A 20,611-nucleotide genomic window follows, 5' to 3' on the forward strand; every position below is an offset into this window, starting at 1 on the left:
AACACCTCTACTGTATTTATGATGATAAATGACATTTGTCAAAAAGTCCATAAAAAAAGGTAATGCAGAATCATTATCTTGAAATCTTCATTACCCAATAGCCCTTATCACGAGCTACTTTCTCTACTTCATAGCCTTTTTCTTGTAAATAATTGATTGCACTTTGTGCACCATGCTGCTTGCGCATTACGATCCAGAAATGACCATCTGTAGCTAAATGTTCCATACATTGATCAAACAATGAATAAATCATTGCCTTTCCCGTACGAATCGGCGGATTTAAAAGAATGCAAGCATACTGGCCTTCATTTATACCAGACTGACATATTATCTTTGCCTTACGACGATACTTTTTCATGTTTGAATCAGCAAGCTGACAAGCTCTTTGATTCACATCAATCATTGTCATTTCGGTATACTTCCAATATTCCATTAAAATAAGCGCAATAGGACCAATTCCACAACCTAGATCTAAACATGAAACTGGTTCTGACTGATTGTCTAATACAGTTTCTAATAGGATGCGTGTTCCTTCATCTAGCTTATCTTTACTGAAAACTCCAGCATTCGAATTTAACTTATATGTAAAATCACGAAAATGTATCGTAATTTCTTCTGGTGCATCTTTTACAATATCATTTGTGAAATAGTGTGCCATACTACTTTGTACAAGCTTCTACAATCGCATCTGCATCAATTTTGTATTTTGCGAATAATTGAGCTGGTTTTCCACTTTCACCAAATACATCTTGAACACCGACACGAACAAGTTTGCATGCCGTTCCTGCTTCAGCTAATACTTCGGCAACAGCACTACCTAAACCACCAATAATTGAATGTTCTTCGCAAGTTACGATTTTATCGTGAGTTTTTGCAAGTTCAACAATCAATTCTTTATCGATTGGTTTAATTGTATGAATATTTACTACAGTTGGAGCTGTTTCCATTTTCTTAGCAGCCTCTAATGCTTCTTGAACCATCAATCCAGTCGCAACTAGAGCCACTTTTTCACCTTTTTGAAGGACAACACCTTTTCCTAGTTCAAATTTATAGTCATCGCCATTTACACTTTCAACGCCACTACGACCTAAACGAACGTAGCAAGGACCATCAATTTCAGCTACAGCCTTGCATGCTTGTTTAGCTTCATTGTAGTCACATGGAACGATAACTTTCATACCTGGAATGCCACGCATTAAGCTAACATCTTCAATACATTGGTGACTAGCGCCATCTTCTCCAACACTAATTCCAGCGTGAGAAGCACAGATTTTAACATTTAATTGAGGATATCCAATACTGTTACGGATTTGTTCAAATCCACGTCCAGTCGCAAACATTGCAAAAGTTGATGCATATGCAATTTTTCCACTAGCCGCAAGACCAGCTGCAACACTCATCATATTTCCTTCAGCAATTCCCATGTCAAAGTGGCGAGCAGGATCTACTTTTTTAGCTTCTCCACTCTTTGTACTACCAGCTAAGTCCGCGTCTAATACAACGACATTTTTATTTTCAACCATTAATTCTTTTAAAGCATCACCATAAGCGACACGTGTAGCTACTTTTGCCATTATTCTGCCTCCAATTCTTTCATTGCAGCATGGTATTGTTCTTCATTTGGTGCTACTCCATGCCATCCTTGTTGATCTTCCATAAATGAAACACCTTTACCCTTAATTGTTTTGGCAACAATTACAGTTGGCATTCCTTTTGTTTCACGAGCCTCTTTTAGTGCAGCACGCAATTGATCAAAATCATGACCATCTATATTGATTACGTGACAGTTGAAAGCTTCGAATTTTTTATCCAAAGGATAAACACTCATACCTTCATCTACATGACCATCAATTTGAAGGTTGTTGTTGTCAACAATAATACATAAGTTATCTAACTTATAGTGAGCTGCTGACATTGTAGCTTCCCATACTTGTCCTTCTTGGCATTCGCCATCTCCAAGTACAGTATAAATACGATGATCATTTTTATCTAATTTATTTGCCAACGCCATACCTACAGCACAAGAAATACCTTGTCCTAAAGAACCTGTAGACATATCTACGCCTTCTACATAATTCATATTAGGATGTCCTTGTAAACGTGAATTGATAGCTCTGAAAGTAGTCAATTCTTCTTCTGGAAGGAATCCTTTTTCAGCAAGTACTGCATATAAAGCCGGACTTGCATGTCCCTTACTCAATACAAAACGATCACGATTTAATGTATTTAAGTTTTCCTCATTAATATCCATTTCTTCAAAGTATAACTCTGTCAAAATGTCAGTTGCACCTAAACTTCCACCCGGGTGTCCACTTTGGGCACTATACACTTCTTTCACAATATTTCTACGAATATTTTTTGCGTGCAATGCAAGTTCCTTGTTTTCCATAATATTTAAGTTATCTCCTTTTTGCGCATACATTATAACAAACTTTTCATCACAATACACCCTTTTCAAAAATCAATTATTTCACAAATGCGTATCTTGCCAAACATAAGCTGCTTCATTGATCATTTCTATATCATTTTGTGAAATTCCAAGCAATTCTAAAACCTCAATCACATCCATCCCCTTTTCATACAACCTTTTAAAACAATCCATTCTCGCATTTGTCTGTTCTTGTTTGATTACTCTTTCTAACACTTCTTGAATCATATTTGATTGTGCATAATAGAACATACCATCCAATTTCATAGATAGTTTTTCATCTACATCCAAAAATAATTTCCTTAGTGTATCAATATCACATCCTCGATTCATTAAAAGTAAATAAAAATCACGGACCTGTAAGTTGTACACTCTTTTGCGAAACATTTCAAATTCTACATCTAATTTTTCCATTTTATATTCTCCTTTTTTTCTACACTCTCTTATACGTAAAAAAAAGGAGAAATTCACAAAAAAAGTGAGAAATTAATCTCACTTTTCAACTTCATAAATCATAGCACCAAAACTAGGTACGTTGACTTCAATCATATATGGCTGATTATGTCTTGCTAGACGCATAGCTTGTACTTCTTGAGGCGTATGGTCTTTTAAATTTCCATTATATTTATCCCACTCTGTATTTAAGATTTCCTTATATTTACCTTTACAAGGAACACCAAATTGTTGGTGATCATATGGATTTGTAGAGAAATTCATAATAATGACAAAGTCTTTCTTTGACCCTCTACGAATAAATGAGAACGTATTTTGTCCAACATTATCTGCATCAATCCAACAGAAACGACTCGGATCATAATCCTGATTGAAGAATGCATCATTTTCTGTGTAGATCTTACCTAAATCTTCACACAGATGTTTAAACGCATCATGCATTGGATAATCCAATAAGAACCAGTCACAACTCTTTTGTTCATCCCACTCACGCAATTGACCAATTTCATTACCCATAAAATTCAATTTTTTACCAGGGTGTGCAAACATATATACATATAAAGCTCTTGCCTGGGCAAATTTATCTTCATAGCTTCCCCACATCTTATCTACAATGGTTGCCTTACCATGTACAACTTCATCATGACTAAATGGCAAGATAAATCTTTCAGAATAGAAATAAGCCATTGAGAATGTAATATCGTGGTGATGCCACTTGCGATAAATTGGATCTCTTTTCAAATAAGACAATGTATCGTTCATCCATCCAAGATCCCACTTGTAGTCAAATCCTAAGCCTCCTGCATAACTAGGTTTCGTCACATTAGGGAAATCACTAGAGTCTTCTGCAATCAACATGATTTTTCCTTGATGTTCTTCATTCAACAAGTGATTCATACGCTTCATAAAATCACATGCACCTTCATTTACTCCATTATTTTTATTTCCATGCCAGAAAATCGCATTACTGATCGCATCCATTCTCAATCCATCTACATGATAAACGTCTATCCAGAAATTAGCTGCAGACATTAAGAATGAACGAACCTCTTCTTTCCATAAGTCAAAGTTAGCTGTTCCCCATTCACTGTTGGCATCTTCTGGTTTTGCATATTCATATAAAGGCGTACCATCAAACATGCCTAATGCATAATTATCCTTCACAAAGTGCACTGGAACAAAGTCCATGATAACACCGATACCCGCTTCATGAAGTGCATTCACAAAGTGCATCAATTCATGATTTGTTCCATAACGAGATGTACTTGAAAAATAACCCGTACATTGATATCCCCAAGAACCATCAAATGGATATTCACATAACGGCATAACTTCTACATGTGTAAAGTGATGTTTTTTACAGTGTTCAATTAGATCCTTTTCAATTTCATGATATTGTACAAATTCTTCGTTCTCATCCTCTTTTTTCCACGAACCAACATGCATTTCATAAATATTCACAGGAGAATCAAAACCCTTATTTCTTTGATTCAACCACTCTTTGTCAGTCCATCCATCATAACTTAAATCCGATATGATACTTGCCGTGTTCGGTCTTAATTCACTATAAAAAGCATATGGATCCATTTTATCTACCAATTCACCATTTGCCTGCCATACACGATATTTATAAGAATCCTGATTCTTTGCACCTTGCACAAAGCATTCCCAAATACCACGTTTATCTTTTTTCATTTTACTAGCTTGATCATCCCAATTATTGAATGTCCCAATTACTGATATATTTTTTGCGTTTGGAGCATATACTCGAAAGCGAACGCCATCCCCTTCTAAATGTGCACCAAAAATATTATATGCATGTATATCACGCCCTTCAAAAAAGGCTTTTGTCTTTCTTTGATCCATAATGATATAACCTCCGTACATATATTTTATACCGGAACGCAAGAAACTTAAAGCAGATTTTTTAGATTTTGAAAACGCTTACCAATACACAAAAAGATGCAACTATCGTTGCACCTCCATGAATTGATGTAATATATTCTCTAAATCTTCCAATGTATTCATTTGTGACATCTCATTCTTAAAGATTCTTGAACTTGGAAGCCCCTTTAAATACCAGCTAGCCAAACCTCGCATTTCACGAATAGCTACCTTTTCACCTTTTGTATCCGCTAATCCTTTGGCATGGTCCATACAAATCTCAATGCGATCTTCCATTGAAAATTCATGTTTCTGACCTGTAATCGAATCCACGCATTCTTGAATCAAAAATGGATTTCCAACAATTCCACGACCTAACATAACGGCATCACACCCTGTTTCATTCATCATACGATGAAAGTCTTCTACACTGCGAACATCCCCATTTCCGATAACCGGAATCGACACAGCATCTTTTACTTGTTTAATATAAGACCAGTCGGCTTTTCCTTCATACATTTGATTACGTGTACGTCCATGCACAGCTACAGCACTAACACCTACACTCTCCATAGCCTTCGCCATTTCAACACAATTGATATGATACGTATCAAAACCTAAACGCATCTTAACTGTTACTGGCTTACTTACATTTTGGACAATATTGGATACAAGCTCTTTGGCATAGTCAATATCCTTCATCAAAAAACTTCCTGCCTGAGCTTTGATTACCTTATTTACCGGACATCCCATATTAAAGTCAATAATGTCACAATCTGTTTGTGTATCCAAATATTTAGCTGCATACACAACCGTATCAATGTCATGACCAAACAACTGAAAAGATACTGGATGCTCATTTTCATCAATGGCACACATTTGTTTCGTCTTTAATGAATCATAGTACAATGCCTTGTCACTTACCATTTCATTACAAACTAAACCGGCACCAAAACGTTTCGCAATTCTTCGAAATGCGATATTACTAATACCTGCCATCGGCGCAATGACTACAGGATTTTCAATTTCTACATTTCCAATCTTAATCATGCATCTTACTCGCAATCGCTCTTAATTCTTCTTCTGTAAAATGATACGATTCATTACAGAAATTACATGTGATATCACAACCATGTTCTTTATCGGCCATTTCTAACACATCTGATTTTTTAATAGTACCCAAAGCTCTAGCCATACGTACCTTTGAACAAGGACAATCATATGCCACTGGTTGTGTTGTTAAAATCTTGGCATCTTCAAACATATCATTTGCCAAAGCTTCTAAACTTGAATCATCATATTCCTGAATCAAAGTACTCATTGGTTTCAACCCTTCAAGCACGTGTTCACAAATAGAAATATCTGTTTCTGTTGCATCTGGAAGCATTTGTAGAATCATAGCTCCTGCACTAGCAACACGACCATCTGTACCAATTAAGACTCCACAAGATACCGCTGTTGGCGTTTGTTCAGATAAAGTAAAGTAGTAGGCAAAATCATCCCCAATTTCACCGCTTTGTAACTCAACCGAACCAGAAAAGTTTTCTTCCATGCTCAAATCTTTCGTAACTGTTAAAGTTCCATCTGTACCTACAACAGCCCCTACATTTAATTTGCCTGGACGAATCAAAACATCCTCTACATGTGGATTTGAAACAAACCCACGAACATTTCCATTCGCATATGCATCTACCACAATCGAACCAATTGGACCATGTCCATTAATTGTGATTGATAACATTTCCTCTTCAGATTTCAACATAGCACCCATCATACTCGCTACGGACAACGTTCTTCCTAAAGCTGCACAAGCACATGGATGTAAATCAAAACGATCTTGCGCTTCCTGTACTAAATCAGTTGTGCGCACAATATATAAACGAACATGCTCATTTAAAACAAGAGCTTTTAAAAGTTGATCTTTCATAATATCCTCCACAATAAAATTCACTAGCACCATTCTACTGAATTCTTGTATCCATTTCAAGCCAAACTAAAAGCCATCAATCGATGGCTTAAGTATGTAATTAATCTTTTTTCTTAGTTAATTCATTGAACGCATCATCCAAATCCTTTTGATCTACACCAGTTGAAGTTTCTGGAATCTCTGGAACTTGAACTACTTCTTGTTCTGGTTTTTCCTCTTCTTCACTTGTTTCAACATTAGGATCTGTTAACTGTCCATAATTCATTAAGTTCGTGATTTCTTCATTTGTTAATGTTTCATGTTCATATAAATTATTCGCAATCAAATCCAACAAATCTTTATTTTCTGTTAAGATCTTACGACAATTTTCATGACACTCATCCACAATTGCACGAACCTCTTTATCAATTTCAGCTGCTACACCTGCAGAATAATCACTACCCTTTGTATAATCTCTTCCTAAGAAGACATTTCCTTGAGGATCCGCATATTGAATAGGGCCCAAACTAGACATACCATATACACGAACCATGTTCTTAGCGATTTCTGTTAATTTTTCAATATCATTTACGGCACCCGCACTAATTTCTCCAAATTGAATTTCCTCAGCTGTACGACCACCAAGTAAACCAGTAATCTGTGCAATAAACTCAGATTTTCTGTGGAAATACTTCTCTTCACGAGGTGTCATCAAGTTATATCCACCCGCATCTCCACGAGGAATAATTGTAACTTTCTGAACCATATCTGCATCTTCAAGCTTCAAACCAATAACGGCATGTCCTGCCTCATGGTAAGCCACAAGAATTTTATCTTTTTCAGTATACTTCTTACTCTTTTTCGCAGGTCCCATCATAACACGGTCAATCGCTTCGTCTAAATCTGTCATAGTGACCTTAGCTTCATTTTTACGAACCGCTAAAATTGCACCTTCATTCAAGACGTTAGCTAAATCAGCCCCAGAAAATCCTGGAGTACGTTTTGCCAAGTTTGCAAGTGAAACATCACTCGCCAATTTTTTATTACGGGCATGCACATGTAAAATAGCTTCACGACCCTTAATATCTGGCAAGCTAACCGTAACACGACGATCAAAGCGACCACTACGTAACAATGCTGGATCTAATACATCAGGACGGTTTGTAGCTGCAATTACCACAATACCCGCATTATCTGTCATACCATCCATTTCAACCAACAATTGGTTCAATGTCTGTTCACGCTCATCATTTCCACCGCCCATACCAGCTCCACGCTGACGTCCTACGGCATCAATTTCATCAATAAAAATAATACATGGTGCACTCTTTTGTGCTGTTTTAAACATATCACGAACACGACTCGCACCTGTTCCGACAAACATTTCAACGAAGTCCGAACCTGAAATCGAGAAGAATGGAACATTGGCTTCTCCAGCTACGGCTTTGGCAAGCAATGTCTTACCAGTTCCTGGAGGACCTACCATTAAAATTCCCTTAGGAATATGTGCTCCCATATCCGTAAATTTCTTTGGTGAACGCAAATAATCAATAATTTCTTTTACTTCTTCTTTTTCTTCTTCACAACCCGCAACATCTTTAAAACGAACTTTTACATTTGATTCAACACGAGCTTTTGATTTTGCAAATTCGAAGGCTTTATTGTTGCCTCCACCACCCATTTTTGCGAACATGAAATAGAAGAATACCGCTATAATTAAGAATGGAATAATTTGAGAAAGAATCGAAATCCATACACTGCCTTGATTAGGATCTTCTACAGTTAATTTTCCACCATTTCTCTGTAAAGACTTTTCTAACTTTTCAATATTCTTTTCTGTTCTTGGAACAATAACCTTGTATCCAACTGTCTTTGAATTCTGCTCATAAGTTCCTTCCAAATGGATTACAGTGGAACTAATTGTCATAGAACTCTTTTTAAAATCAACTTCATCTACAATTTTCTCAAATTGTGTATAATTCATTTGTACAGTACTGCCCTGTGAACTATAAAAAACTAATGATAATACAATTGATAAAATGAAGATGGTTGGTAAATAATTTAACCACTTCTTCATAATCTTCCTCCTACTGATAAATTTCCGGCTTTAAAACACCAATAAATGGTAGGTTACGATACTTTTGGTTGTAATCCAATCCGTATCCAACTACAAATTCATTTGGCACTTCAAAGCCAACATAATCCGCCTCAATTTCACAAACACGACGGCTTGGTTTATCTAATAATGTTACACAACGAACATCTAGACAACCTTTATTTTTAAACATCTTTTTTACTTCAACCAAAGTTCTACCTGTATCAATAATATCTTCTACAACCAAAATAGAACGGTTTTTACAAGATAAGTCCATATCCTTTAAAATACGAACATCGCCAATAGATTCTGTTCCATCGTATGAACTAACTGACATAAAATCAATTTCACATGGAAATTCAAAACGCTTGATCAATTCAGCCATGAAAGGAACACTACCCTTTAATAATCCAACTATGATTGGAGTATCTCCAGATTCTTTATAATCTGCTTCTATTTGATGTGCTAGTTCTACACAACGATTTTCAATTTCTTCTTCACTTAATAAAACTTTTTCAATATCTTGAGCTATCATATGGTGTTTTTTCTCCTTAAGTTACCTACACATTGTAACATAAACATTTAATCAAGACCATTTATTTTAAAATAGAACTGTTGATTTTGTGAATAATGCCCTACATCACAACCAAGTCCTGGTACAAAAATCACATTGCCCACATTATTTTCCACAACCAACCAATATTTTCTATATATCTTACTGATTTTTCGATCCACAAAAAACCGGTGTACATTCTTATTTCCAAATCGCATTTGAATTGTGTCATTTGCTCTAACGCGACGTATAACCAAAGGAAAGTCAGATGCATCTACACTAAACATTTCAATCGTCTTGCCCTCGTTTTTAACCACAAAATCCGCATAATCCTTAAATTCTAATTCATCCAATTTATAATACACATCTTTAGGACTAGGCATAAAATACAACTTACCACCATGTCTTTCCAATAAATAATTCTCTATTTCAATTAACACATTCCTTTTTAATTGAACACATAATTCTTCCATATATTTTTTTGAGAAATGATGATGCAAAGAATGAAATAAGAAAGTATCTAAATAAAGCCAAGCATCTTCTTGATCCAACAAGGAATCTACATCCTTGTTCCAATCCTTAAAAAATTCTTCTATGGCTTTTCTTTTTATTTGCCATACTTCATTCTCATTTTGAATTTTTAATATCCACGCTTCCTTTTCGTCTCGACTCATCTTTTCAATTTGTGTATGACGAATTACATTACGCGTATAATGATTGGTTAAATTTGACTCATCAATCCCAAAAGATACGCCATTCTCATTACAATATTGTTGCAATTCACTCTTCGTGAAATTAAGTAAAGGACGAATAATTTGATACCCCTGTCGTATACTCTTTTCTTTTAATCCATACCAGTCACAAATCATATTTCTATTCTTTTGAAACAAATATGTTTCAATCACATCATCCATCTGATGAGCTACATATAATATTTTTGCATCAAACGCATCCGCCACTTCTTCAAAAAAAGCATAACGAACATCTCTTGCCCATGCCTGAAAATTTCCTTTCTCATGTACCGGATAACAAACACGAACAGGAATATCATACTTTTCACAATAATCTTTGACTATATTCTCATCCCTGTCTGCTGTATCTCGATGTTTATAATTCACATGCGCAACAACAATGTCTTTGCCTTGTTTATTCAATTGATCTAATAAAGCCATACTGTCAGGTCCACCTGAACAAGCCACTACACATTTTGACATACGCCTATTATAGCATCATTTGTAAAACGCATTTCTTTATTTTATCAAACAAATATGAATTTGGATCAATATGCGCCTTAACATCGATCACACGAGCTGAATTGATCCATTTTGCATCATTCAAAAACAATACGCTCGATTTATTCAACCCCTCAATTTCTGGTAAACGCATTAAATGACGTTTCCCTACACGCAAGACAGGATCGTATGCCTTATGATATGCACTACTATTCCCACTCATAGGTACCACAAAAATTTTTCCATGCTTCATTGCCAGAACTAAGCCAAAATGTTGATAACCAACCTCACTTAAATAAGCTAAACCAAAATCTGTAAAACAAATATCTCCTACCTTTACATATACTTTTGCCTCTAGACTCGAATACATTTGTTTCCTCTGACAAAAGTTCAGTTTAGAAAGCATATAATCATAAACCTCACTTTCATTTAACCCTGATAAAAGTTTTTCCTCCGCAATTCTAGCTTGTGATGTGATCCTTTGCGTATATTCTGTTGTTTTATTATTTTTCTTTTTTTGCCATTCATTCGGTTCCATAAACCCTATTCTAACAACCCAATGTGAAAATAATATTAAAAGTAGGCATTTTAGCCTACTTTTTTAAAAATTTTTCTAGATTTTCTTTGAATACGATGCCACAACCCAATCAAAGGATGGAATTTTTCACTAATCATAGCCGATTTTTCAATAAATATTTCCACCGCTAACAAAATAGCTACCATGACAAAGAACCCAATATTTCGATTGATCATATACGCAAATGCACTCAGACCAAACAGTGACGTTAAACCACACATAATGATCACCGTATTTCGATGGCCAAATTGACGCATCAACAAATGATGAATATGACTCTTATCCGCTTCCATAAATTTCATACCCTTTAAAGTACGTCTTAAAATTGCAGAAAGCGTATCAATAATTGGTAACATCAACAATAAAATTGGCAATGCCAAAGTTAAAATGGTACTTGATTTAAACCCAAGCAAGGATATGGCTGAAATCATAAATCCCAAAAATAAAGATCCACAATCTCCCATAAAAATACTAGCAGGATGGGCATTATAGGCTAAAAAGCCAAACGTTCCCGACGCAAGAATAAAAGCTATACTCAACAAATCTAAACGTCTTTCAATAATTGCGATAGAACCAATGACAACAAGTACAATAACACTCATGCCACCAGCCAAGCCATCCAATCCATCAATTAAATTGACTGCATTGGTAATACCTGCCACCCAAATAATTGTAAAAACAAATGAAATAATGCCCGTATCAATTTGTATACCCAAAGGTAAACGAATAATATCTACAGAAATCCCAAAATAAATTAATACTAAAGCCGCAATGACTTCTAAAGTCAATTTTACCAGTGGCTTTATATCAATCAAATCATCAATCAGCCCTGTAAAAAACATAATACTGCTTCCAATTACCAATCCCTTAATTTGTAAATCTGCCTTCACAAATATAGCCATTGTGATAATAAAAGATAAATAAATGGCAACACCACCAATACGTGAAATTTTTCCATGATGAACTGTACGTTTATTTTCCTTCGCATAAGCACCACAATATATCGAATATTGTTTCACAATAGGTGTTAAAATCAAAGAAATTAAAAATGGTAATAAAATCATTCTATAATCAATCACGCTGACTTTACCCCCTTTAATGCATCTATCATATCGTATTGTCCACGTTTTGTACAAAGAACTGGACACGAAATATTCTGAGAAATAAATTGCGAAGGGCCAAAACAATCTGCCATGCCCCCACTCAATTCAATTCCATGCATTAAAAAATATTCCTGTAAAGAAGCTGGAAGAGTATCAAAACAATGCTTAACCCACAAAGAAATTTGCGATGAAACCATTTCAATGGCAGGCCATACTATACTTGATTCAATCTGAATTGGATGTAGGTTTTGCCTTGAATCAAAACCATAGCACATCAACAAAGTATTTTTCTGCTGCCAAAATGCATCACTTGCCATTTCCTTTAAATGTGCCGCATCCACTTTTGTGATAAAATAACCCGTCTTCATATAAACGATCCTTTGAATTTGTTCGTCTACTTGTGCTCCAGCATAATAAATCGTTTTAGATACAAGCACCTTATCATAAGCACATATATGAATTTCCGTATACGAATGCCCACTATGAACTAAAAAACAAGGATTTTCTTCTTGTAAAACTTCTAAATTTGAAATAAATTCAACCTTACGTACTCCACAATTTAAAAATGCCTGCTGCCAAAGCTCACGTTGTCTTTGTGACAATTCACTTGGAACACTGACAAGTACGCTAGGTCTTAATAAACCATCAAAAGCATGAAGCTTATCAAGTCCTTCATGAATCAAAGGCTCAATCGAATGAAGAATTTGACCATGAGAAATTGGATACTGAATTTGAATCGTATCTAGATCCTTATATAAATAAGCAATTGCCTGATCGGATACGCCAAGAACTTCAGATCCCTTTTGTGCGATTATCGTTTTCAAAACTATTTCTTTCTGTGTAGAAAAATCATAAAATCGTGCAAGATACGCCCCAATATCCAGGGCAATCCACTTATCAAGCAAAGCCATTATAGATTGTTAATTGTAGAATTGCCTGGCTTGATACATACGCAAGACAAAGCGATAATAGAAACATTAATATCTGCACTTTCTTAGGATTTTTTACACTACATATTTTTTCAAACTGAATACTTGAAATCGCATAAAAGCTTAAACCAAAACACGCAAAGAAAACGAAATAAGAAATTACTGAAGCCGCCATATTAGCCACCTACATGTATGATTTTGACAAAATCATACTTTTCTTTTAACTGTTCATATGCATTTAAAATCACATCTTCATCCACACTAAAGCCTAACATACTCGAACCTGATCCTGACATCAATATACGAACCAAACCAGCATCTTCCATATCCATTTTTACCTGATTCAATTCAGGCTCAATTTCAAAAGCGATAGGCTCTAATGCATTAGCCATAGTCTGATACAAAAGATCCATATTCTCTTCTCGAATACTCGACTCTACTAAATCCACATCCGGATGAAAAGGACGAGACTCTTTCCATTTAGAGAACGCATTCGCAGTAGAAATTCCAAAATCCGGTTTTACAACCACAACATCAAATTTCCAATCACTCTCAATTGGCGTAATCTTTTCGCCAATCCCTTTTACCCTTGCCCACTTATCATGAATACAGAAAGGAACATCTGCCCCTACCTGTTTTGTGATTTCATATAAATTTTCTTCTGTTTCTTCAATACCTTCCATTTTTAAAATAGCTTTACACACAGCCGCTGCATCAGCACTTCCGCCACCAAGACCTGCCTGAGCCGGAATATGCTTCTTGATTGATACTTTAAAACTAGAATCTAAATGATATGTATCCTTTAATACCTGAATCATCTTTGAAACTGTATTATTCTCAGGTAATTTCATACCTTCACATTCAACCATGTCACAATCGCTTTTCTCAATCTCAATCTCATCATAAATTGAAATAGGTGCCATGATCATATCTAAAGAATGATATCCATTGTCCATTCTTTCTACGACATCTAATGCTAAATTAATTTTTGCCCTTGCCTGTACCTGCATAAGTCACCCCATATAATCGAATAAAATCCTCCAATGTACATTGTTGCGCACGCGTACTTGGATCTATATTTACTTGTTCTAACAATTGTTTTGCCAAAGTCTTATCTTTCACAAAATTTTGAAAATTATTATAAATTGTTTTTCTTCTTTGCGTAAAACAAGCCTTCACTAAATCAAAGAAGTAATTTTCATCTTCTAAATGATACTTATGATGAAAAGAGAATTGAATAACCATTGAATCCACATTTGGACTTGGCCAAAATACTCTACGAGATACATCCATGACTTTTTTTACATCACAACGATATTGCGTAATTACACTTAACGCATTGTATTCTTTATCATTTTCATGTGCCAAGAAACGCTCTCCCACTTCTTTTTGCATCATAACCGTAATTCTTTCAATTTCTTCATTTGCCTCAAACAGCTTAAATAAAATTGGTGTTGTGATGTAGTAAGGAAGATTGGACGCAAACACAACCTTTTGCCCAGGCTTTCTAAATTCACGAATCTTTTCATCAATATCCACCTTTAGAATATCTTCCAACACAATCTGAAGATGATCAAAACCAATCTCATTCTCTAATACAACCGGTAATCTTTCATCAATTTCAAAAGCCACAACCTGATCACTTTTTTCACATAAAAATTGAGTTAATGCCCCAATTCCAGGACCAATCTCAAAAACCAATTCATCTCTTGATTGAATCGCTGCATTCGCAATTTTTTCAACAACCCCAGGTTCAATAATAAAGTTTTGTCCAAAACTTTTCTTTGTGAAAACCTTATATTTTTCTTGAATTTCTTTTGTCTTTTTTACTGTCGCAATCGCCTGTTTCATGAAAAAATCCTTTCTTCTATCTTTTTTCTTGTCATCTTCATCTGGTTTAAACGCTTAAAACATGTTTTTGCATTACAAGGACCAATATGAAAAGACTCACACACTTGAAAACGTAAAGCTTTGTTTCCAACTAAACCTAAATCAATAAAGTCTTGCCAACTTAATACTTCTTCTTTATTCTCAAACGTTACATAATTACATAAGGCATCCCATAAATCTTCTCTGTTCGCATGCTCTACGCCTACTTTTTTTGGTGTCTTTGCCTTTTCCTTATTAATAAACGCATGTTTACATCCTGGCACACTACCACCAATCAATCTACGAATATGTTCTCCTGGCGTATCAGGATCCGTAAAGATAATGACTCCTCTAGTCTTTTGAGCTTGTCTTACACGCTCAATCGTTTTTTCATTGACCTGATCCCCACCTGTTTCTATCGTGTCACAATCAAAAAAAGACTGCAACGTATTTGTGTCATTTTTTCCTTCAACGACAATAATTTCCTTAATATGTTGTTTCATTTGTCTCCACCACATGTTTCGATGTAAAACCAGCACCATGTACCTGATGTACATCATTCACAATAATAAAAGCTTTTGGATCAATTTCTAAGACGCTTGATTCCAATAATGGATATTGTTTTTGTTTAATAACACACATCAACACAGGTTTAGGTGCTTGTGTATATCCGCCGCTTCCATCTAGAATCGTTACACCACGATCCACTGTTTCCAATAGAATGCGACGAATCTGTTTCCATTCTGTTGATATAATCATAACATTTTTTGCGGATTGCATGCCAAGCATGACCGTTTTATCAATGGCCACACCACAAACAAATACAGACATAATACCAATCAAAGCTGGTGTTAAACCGTGTGTTACAACACCTAATAATACAGTTAAACCATCAACAATCATTACACTTGTTCCTTCAGGAATCTTAAAATATTTATGTAAGATCAATGCTAATATATCCATACCACCCGTACTTGAATTGACTCTAAACACCAATCCTAAGCCAATACCTACAATCACTCCGGCATAGATTGTAGCTACATAAGGTGGCATCACAAATGTATCTTTAGGAAACATAGTAGCAACCTTAGATAAGCCTGTTACGAAAACTGGATATACAATTGTGGAAATCACAGATTTCATCGCAAACTGCTTTCCTAATAAAATAGCTCCCAATATAAATAGACCAATTGTCAAAGCATCAATCATTAAAACTATATCAACTGGAAGAATTGGATGTAATGCGACAGCCACACCAGCAACGCCTCCCGTTAATATATTATTAGGAAGTATAAAAAAGGAAACCGAACATGCGACCACAAAGTTTCCAAGTATAATCATTATTAAATCATGTATTCTATTCTTACTCATATGCACACCTCTACTAGCCTACATGATTATAGCATTTTTTTATGTATCATTTTAAAATTATTTACTTGCATAAAATAAACTTTATCCGTATAATAGTCCGGGTTATATAAGTTCATGATATGGTTGAACGTTCTTACCTACTACCGAAAATAGTAGACTATAGCCTTCAAGCAGGAGGAAAATAAAATGCAATACGATATCATTATTATTGGTGCTGGGCCTGGAGGTATTTTCTCAGCATATGAGTTATTAAAAAACAAACCTGAATTAAAAATTGGTGTATTTGAAGCAGGTGCTCCATTAGAAAAAAGAAAATGTCCAATCGATGGAAAGAAAATCAAATCATGTATCCACTGTAAATCATGTGCTATCATGAATGGTTTTGGTGGAGCCGGAGCATTCAGTGATGGAAAATATAATATCACAAATGAATTTGGTGGAAACCTATATGAATATGTAGGTGAACAAGAAGCTATCGATTTAATGGAATATGTGGATGAAATCAACTGCAAGATGGGTGGAGAAAAAACGCGTTTATACGCAAACTCAGATGCAGCTATCGCTAAAAAATGTCTTCAAAATGATCTTCACTTATTAAAGGCAAAAGTTCGTCACTTAGGAACAGATATTAATTATGTTGTACTTGAAAACTTATACAATGATTTAAAAGACAAAGCCGATTTTCATTTCTTTAAACACATTGATATAGTCAATAAAATTGAAGATGGATATGAAGTTGTTTGTGGAGATGAAACATATACATCTACACAATGTATCATTTCTACAGGTCGTTCTGGAAGTAAATGGATGGAATCTGTATGTTCAAATCTAGGTATTGAAACAAAAAGTGATCGTGTAGACATTGGTGTTCGTGTTGAATTAAATGCCGATACATTCTCAGAATTAACAGACTCATTATATGAATCTAAAATTGTATATCGTTCAAAGAAATACCAAGATCGCGTTCGTACATTCTGTATGAATCCTAGAGGTGTTGTCGTAAACGAAAACACAAACGGAATCATCACTGTAAATGGTCACAGTTATGAAGATCCAGCTCGTTTCACAAATAACACAAACTTTGCCCTATTAGTATCAAACCACTTTACAGAACCATTCTCACAAAGTAACCAATATGGTGAAAGTATTGCCCGCCTATCCAATATGCTTGGTGGTGGTGTTATCGTACAACGCTTTGGTGATTTGATTCGTGGACAACGCTCAACTCCAAGTCGTATTGCACAAGGATTCGTAACTCCTACATTGAAAGCTACACCAGGAGACTTATCTCTAGTTATTCCTAAACGTCAACTAGATGACATTATCGAAATGATTTATGCCCTTGATAAAGTATGTCCATCAACAGCAAGTGATGATACATTATTATATGGTGTTGAAGTTAAATTCTATAACATGCAAGTAAAAGTAGACAAAAACTTAGAAACAAAACACAAAGGACTATTTGTTATCGGAGACTGTTCAGGTGTAACACACTCATTAAGTCATGCCAGTGCATCTGGTGTATATGTCGCTAGACACATTACAGAAAATCTATAATACAACACAAAGTGGATCGCTTGATCCACTTTTTTTATTAACTCCAAAGTTATTAACTCTCGAGTTAATAATAATGATGATATAATAATCTAGGTGATAATTTTATGATACAAATTCCAGACAACAGTACAATATTAGCTCCGGCTACCCTACATTTATCTTTATACAAAGAGATTTTAAAACAAAAAAGAGATTGCCTTGGCATACAAGTTTTAACTTTATCAAGCTGGCTATCTTCTTTTTATCATGGACAAACAAAATCCGATATTGAAATTCTTTATTTATACAAAGAAGCTTTAAAGAACACATCCCTTTCAAATGCCTTCTACTCCAGTAAAGAAGACTATGATTTTTTAAATGCCTGCCTAGACTTTATTAAAATGGCCAAAACCTATCAAATCCATAAATTTCCTTGTTCAACCCAAAAAGAAAAGGATTTAAATGAAATTTTAAATCTTCTATATCCCATTCAGCTTAAAGAAGACCAAACTAAAGATGTTCTTTCAAGTTTACCAAATTTAGAAAATGTTTATATTCTTAAAAAAGAATATTCACAATTAGACAACTATTGGATTCAAGTATTAATGGATCATGGGGCAAAATGGCTTGGTGAAAACCAATTATGTCAAACCCATTATTATAGTGTTGCCAATGCCAGAAAACAAATGGAAGTACTTGCCAATCTTATTATCGAAAACGATTATTTGGCGGATGATATTTTCGTTGCCTTAAATAATGCGAGTGATGAAAGTGTTCTAACACAAATTCTTACAGCTCATAAGATTCCATTCACAACTATACAAGAAACACATATTACATCGATTTATAATGAATGGATCAGTTACTTAACATGGATAAAAGATATGGATCTTAAAAGTTTTATAAACCTCATTCAAACTTTATATCCACATGACAACTATCTAATACAATACTACACGTTATTCCCGGAAAAATTTTTTAAGTTTGAACCGCACCTAAGTATTATTTCTTACGAAGAAAATGAAATCATTAATTCTTATCAATTTGAATCCTACCAAAGATTAGAGCAACAAGCATTGGAATGGATACATAATCATGCATTTTTATTTCATGCGTTAGACTTTATTGAAATCGCAAAACACATCCAAAATCTACATGAACATGTTTCAAAAGAAGATTTGAACGCCTTTAACGATGTAATGTCACTCATTCAAGATGTACATACACACATACATAATGCGGATGATTTAGATATTTTGATTCATCAAATCCAAAACCTTTCTGCCAATCAAAAGGCCAATACAATTGAAGGTGTATTAATTGGATCAAGACAAGACATCACATCATTAAGGCCCATTGTCTTTTTAACTGGAACAAATGCCAATGCATTTCCTAGTTTAAAACTACATTCAGGCATATTTGATGAAGCTTATGTAAAAAGCACAAATTTACCTAACCTTGAAACACGTATTCAGAATCAACAAACGCAAATATTTGATTGTTTATCCTTATGTGAAACACTATACATTCTATATCCACAAAGTGATTATCAAGGAAAGAATTATGAATCTAGTTCAGAAATCGAAAACTGGATACAAACAAAACCAAAGTTTATCACAACCCCAGATTCTTTTAATTGGACTACCCCAAGCATTGATTTAAATGAAACAAGCGCAAAAGCTATATTCTTTAAAGACAATCACTTTAAAGGTTCTATTTCAAGACTCGAATCCTATGCAAGATGTCCTTTTTCTCATGCCTTAAAATACGGCTTGTTCTTAAAAGAGAAGGAAGATATTACCGATATTCGTATTCGTGGAAGCATTTTACATCACGTTTTAGAAATGATTTCTAAAGATAAACAAGATTATACTTCTTTATCCAAAGAAGAGATCTATCAATATGTAAGAAAAGAATTTGCGTTCGCAAAAAAAGTACTTTTGCAGCAAGTCACTTGGTTTAATTCACAAATTGAAGAAATCACAGACAAACTTGTTTTAATTTTTGAACAGCTTCATAGTTTTGAAACCAATTGGCACATGAATATTGATAAACAAGAACATAAGTTTTCCTATTCATATCCATGGAATGAATATACTATCGATTTATATGGATATATTGACCGTATTGATAGTTCAAATACATCCTTTTGTATCTTTGACTATAAATCAAGTGACAAAGATATTAACCTAAATGAATTTGAATCTGGTCTTGCCCTACAGTTAGCTACATATACTTTGGCTTATGAAAAAGAATCGAATTTAATTCCAGTTGGATGTTTTTACATTGCCCTAAGAACTTCACCAGAAACTCTTACCTATGGTAAATTAAATTATCGTAAAAAGGTTCCTGAATTAAATGTCATAAATGAACCCGACATGTTAGAGACATTCACAAAAAATCGCAAACTCAAAGGCTGGCATTTTAATGATGCAAGTATTTATTGTGATGACATTAAACAATATATGCCTGTAAAAAAGACAAATCCAGCTTTAGAAACGATCAAATCCGAATGGAGCCAAGTTATTGATAGTCTTTTAGAAGATATTTCTAGTGGCCAAGCCCTTCCAAATCATGTAAAAGATGCATGTAAATATTGTGCATATAGATCCATTTGTAGAAATTCAGCGAATGAAGTTGAACCAAAACTTCGTGTAGAAAAGGAGGAAGAATAA

General features: G+C 34.6%; 20 protein-coding genes and 1 riboswitch. Of the genes, 2 read left to right on the forward strand and 18 right to left on the reverse strand.

All coding sequences use genetic code 11. The features are described 5' to 3' along the window. Positions 1–73 precede the first annotated feature (73 nt). From EUBIFOR_RS11110 to EUBIFOR_RS11195, 18 genes are all read right to left on the reverse strand, one after another. Positions 74–658: a class I SAM-dependent methyltransferase gene (locus tag EUBIFOR_RS11110; RefSeq protein WP_003866166.1), complete on the reverse strand. Its 585-nt coding sequence runs from the start codon at positions 656–658 to the stop codon at positions 74–76. 1 nt (position 659) lies between these two features. Beyond that, entirely contained in the window at positions 660–1,574 is a 915-nt protein-coding gene (locus tag EUBIFOR_RS11115; RefSeq protein WP_003866167.1) for a transketolase family protein, read from the reverse strand. Next, positions 1,574–2,422: a transketolase gene (locus EUBIFOR_RS11120; protein WP_083783561.1), complete on the reverse strand. Its 849-nt coding sequence runs from the start codon at positions 2,420–2,422 to the stop codon at positions 1,574–1,576. The genes EUBIFOR_RS11115 and EUBIFOR_RS11120 overlap by 1 nt, the downstream gene beginning before the upstream one ends. A 48-nt stretch (positions 2,423–2,470) precedes the next feature. Next, the gene (locus EUBIFOR_RS11125) at positions 2,471–2,842 is read right to left on the reverse strand and encodes a hypothetical protein (protein WP_003866169.1); all 372 of its coding nucleotides are present in this window, start codon (positions 2,840–2,842) and stop codon (positions 2,471–2,473) included. A gap of 78 nt (positions 2,843–2,920) precedes the next feature. Then, the gene (glgB, locus tag EUBIFOR_RS11130) at positions 2,921–4,747 is read right to left on the reverse strand and encodes a 1,4-alpha-glucan branching protein GlgB (RefSeq protein WP_040466535.1); all 1,827 of its coding nucleotides are present in this window, start codon (positions 4,745–4,747) and stop codon (positions 2,921–2,923) included. Between the two features lie 102 nt (positions 4,748–4,849). Next, a complete protein-coding gene (gene dusB, locus EUBIFOR_RS11135; protein ID WP_003866171.1) occupies positions 4,850–5,815 on the reverse strand; it encodes a tRNA dihydrouridine synthase DusB in 966 nt (321 codons plus the stop codon). Then, entirely contained in the window at positions 5,808–6,692 is an 885-nt protein-coding gene (gene hslO, locus EUBIFOR_RS11140) for an Hsp33 family molecular chaperone HslO (protein ID WP_040466536.1), read from the reverse strand. The genes dusB and hslO overlap by 8 nt, the downstream gene beginning before the upstream one ends. Positions 6,693–6,792: 100 nt before the next feature. Then, a complete protein-coding gene (gene ftsH, locus EUBIFOR_RS11145; protein WP_003866173.1) occupies positions 6,793–8,748 on the reverse strand; it encodes an ATP-dependent zinc metalloprotease FtsH in 1,956 nt (651 codons plus the stop codon). A 10-nt stretch (positions 8,749–8,758) separates the two neighbouring features. Further along, complete coding sequence (gene hpt, locus EUBIFOR_RS11150; RefSeq protein WP_003866174.1) at positions 8,759–9,301, reverse strand: hypoxanthine phosphoribosyltransferase; 543 nt, start codon at positions 9,299–9,301, stop codon at positions 8,759–8,761. A 47-nt stretch (positions 9,302–9,348) separates the two neighbouring features. Continuing rightward, positions 9,349–10,533, reverse strand: a complete 1,185-nt coding sequence (gene tilS / locus EUBIFOR_RS11155; RefSeq protein ID WP_003866175.1) for a tRNA lysidine(34) synthetase TilS — start codon at positions 10,531–10,533, stop codon at positions 9,349–9,351. A gap of 7 nt (positions 10,534–10,540) precedes the next feature. Further along, positions 10,541–11,089 (reverse strand): hypothetical protein, encoded by a 549-nt coding sequence (locus EUBIFOR_RS11160; RefSeq protein ID WP_003866176.1) that lies wholly within the window; start codon positions 11,087–11,089, stop codon positions 10,541–10,543. Between the two features lie 50 nt (positions 11,090–11,139). Then, a complete protein-coding gene (locus tag EUBIFOR_RS11165) occupies positions 11,140–12,207 on the reverse strand; it encodes an MraY family glycosyltransferase (RefSeq protein WP_003866177.1) in 1,068 nt (355 codons plus the stop codon). Beyond that, positions 12,204–13,142, reverse strand: coding sequence for a rod shape-determining protein (locus EUBIFOR_RS11170; protein ID WP_003866178.1), 939 nt, complete (start codon positions 13,140–13,142; stop codon positions 12,204–12,206). The genes EUBIFOR_RS11165 and EUBIFOR_RS11170 overlap by 4 nt, the downstream gene beginning before the upstream one ends. Then, entirely contained in the window at positions 13,129–13,335 is a 207-nt protein-coding gene (locus EUBIFOR_RS11175; protein WP_040466537.1) for a DUF1146 domain-containing protein, read from the reverse strand. The genes EUBIFOR_RS11170 and EUBIFOR_RS11175 overlap by 14 nt, the downstream gene beginning before the upstream one ends. Position 13,336: 1 nt before the next feature. Further along, entirely contained in the window at positions 13,337–14,170 is an 834-nt protein-coding gene (ispE, locus tag EUBIFOR_RS11180) for a 4-(cytidine 5'-diphospho)-2-C-methyl-D-erythritol kinase (RefSeq protein ID WP_003866180.1), read from the reverse strand. After that, positions 14,142–15,011: a 16S rRNA (adenine(1518)-N(6)/adenine(1519)-N(6))-dimethyltransferase RsmA gene (gene rsmA / locus EUBIFOR_RS11185; protein ID WP_003866181.1), complete on the reverse strand. Its 870-nt coding sequence runs from the start codon at positions 15,009–15,011 to the stop codon at positions 14,142–14,144. The genes ispE and rsmA overlap by 29 nt, the downstream gene beginning before the upstream one ends. Next, positions 15,008–15,532, reverse strand: a complete 525-nt coding sequence (rnmV, locus tag EUBIFOR_RS11190; RefSeq protein WP_003866182.1) for a ribonuclease M5 — start codon at positions 15,530–15,532, stop codon at positions 15,008–15,010. The genes rsmA and rnmV overlap by 4 nt, the downstream gene beginning before the upstream one ends. Beyond that, positions 15,516–16,400, reverse strand: a complete 885-nt coding sequence (locus EUBIFOR_RS11195) for a YitT family protein (RefSeq protein ID WP_003866183.1) — start codon at positions 16,398–16,400, stop codon at positions 15,516–15,518. The genes rnmV and EUBIFOR_RS11195 overlap by 17 nt, the downstream gene beginning before the upstream one ends. An 82-nt stretch (positions 16,401–16,482) precedes the next feature. After that, positions 16,483–16,580, forward strand: a riboswitch (purine riboswitch). Between the two features lie 6 nt (positions 16,581–16,586). Between EUBIFOR_RS11195 and EUBIFOR_RS11200 the strand changes: the two genes are divergently transcribed. Continuing rightward, positions 16,587–17,957 (forward strand): NAD(P)/FAD-dependent oxidoreductase, encoded by a 1,371-nt coding sequence (locus tag EUBIFOR_RS11200; RefSeq protein ID WP_003866184.1) that lies wholly within the window; start codon positions 16,587–16,589, stop codon positions 17,955–17,957. A 104-nt stretch (positions 17,958–18,061) separates the two neighbouring features. Then, positions 18,062–20,611 carry a PD-(D/E)XK nuclease family protein gene (locus EUBIFOR_RS11205; RefSeq protein WP_003866185.1) on the forward strand — a complete coding sequence of 850 codons (2,550 nt, stop codon included), beginning with the start codon at positions 18,062–18,064 and terminating at the stop codon, positions 20,609–20,611.

The organism is Holdemanella biformis DSM 3989 (assembly GCF_000156655.1).
In the GTDB taxonomy this organism is placed as follows: domain Bacteria; phylum Bacillota_I; class Bacilli_A; order Erysipelotrichales; family Erysipelotrichaceae; genus Holdemanella; species Holdemanella biformis.

Excerpts from the sequence above, each read along its gene's own strand:
- rnmV (WP_003866182.1), bottom strand. The coding sequence starts at position 15,532 with ATGAAACAACATATTAAGGAAATTATTGTCGTTGAAGGAAAAAATGAC.
- ftsH (WP_003866173.1), bottom strand. The coding sequence starts at position 8,748 with ATGAAGAAGTGGTTAAATTATTTACCAACCATCTTCATTTTATCAATT.
- EUBIFOR_RS11170 (WP_003866178.1), bottom strand. The coding sequence starts at position 13,142 with ATGGCTTTGCTTGATAAGTGGATTGCCCTGGATATTGGGGCGTATCTT.
- hslO (WP_040466536.1), bottom strand. The coding sequence starts at position 6,692 with ATGAAAGATCAACTTTTAAAAGCTCTTGTTTTAAATGAGCATGTTCGT.
- rsmA (WP_003866181.1), bottom strand. The coding sequence starts at position 15,011 with ATGAAACAGGCGATTGCGACAGTAAAAAAGACAAAAGAAATTCAAGAA.
- dusB (WP_003866171.1), bottom strand. The coding sequence starts at position 5,815 with ATGATTAAGATTGGAAATGTAGAAATTGAAAATCCTGTAGTCATTGCG.
- EUBIFOR_RS11205 (WP_003866185.1), top strand. The coding sequence starts at position 18,062 with ATGATACAAATTCCAGACAACAGTACAATATTAGCTCCGGCTACCCTA.
- tilS (WP_003866175.1), bottom strand. The coding sequence starts at position 10,533 with ATGTCAAAATGTGTAGTGGCTTGTTCAGGTGGACCTGACAGTATGGCT.
- EUBIFOR_RS11110 (WP_003866166.1), bottom strand. The coding sequence starts at position 658 with ATGGCACACTATTTCACAAATGATATTGTAAAAGATGCACCAGAAGAA.
- EUBIFOR_RS11125 (WP_003866169.1), bottom strand. The coding sequence starts at position 2,842 with ATGGAAAAATTAGATGTAGAATTTGAAATGTTTCGCAAAAGAGTGTAC.
- glgB (WP_040466535.1), bottom strand. The coding sequence starts at position 4,747 with ATGGATCAAAGAAAGACAAAAGCCTTTTTTGAAGGGCGTGATATACAT.
- EUBIFOR_RS11195 (WP_003866183.1), bottom strand. The coding sequence starts at position 16,400 with ATGAGTAAGAATAGAATACATGATTTAATAATGATTATACTTGGAAAC.
- EUBIFOR_RS11200 (WP_003866184.1), top strand. The coding sequence starts at position 16,587 with ATGCAATACGATATCATTATTATTGGTGCTGGGCCTGGAGGTATTTTC.
- EUBIFOR_RS11175 (WP_040466537.1), bottom strand. The coding sequence starts at position 13,335 with ATGGCGGCTTCAGTAATTTCTTATTTCGTTTTCTTTGCGTGTTTTGGT.
- EUBIFOR_RS11160 (WP_003866176.1), bottom strand. The coding sequence starts at position 11,089 with ATGGAACCGAATGAATGGCAAAAAAAGAAAAATAATAAAACAACAGAA.
- EUBIFOR_RS11120 (WP_083783561.1), bottom strand. The coding sequence starts at position 2,422 with ATGTATGCGCAAAAAGGAGATAACTTAAATATTATGGAAAACAAGGAA.
- EUBIFOR_RS11115 (WP_003866167.1), bottom strand. The coding sequence starts at position 1,574 with ATGGCAAAAGTAGCTACACGTGTCGCTTATGGTGATGCTTTAAAAGAA.
- hpt (WP_003866174.1), bottom strand. The coding sequence starts at position 9,301 with ATGATAGCTCAAGATATTGAAAAAGTTTTATTAAGTGAAGAAGAAATT.
- ispE (WP_003866180.1), bottom strand. The coding sequence starts at position 14,170 with ATGCAGGTACAGGCAAGGGCAAAAATTAATTTAGCATTAGATGTCGTA.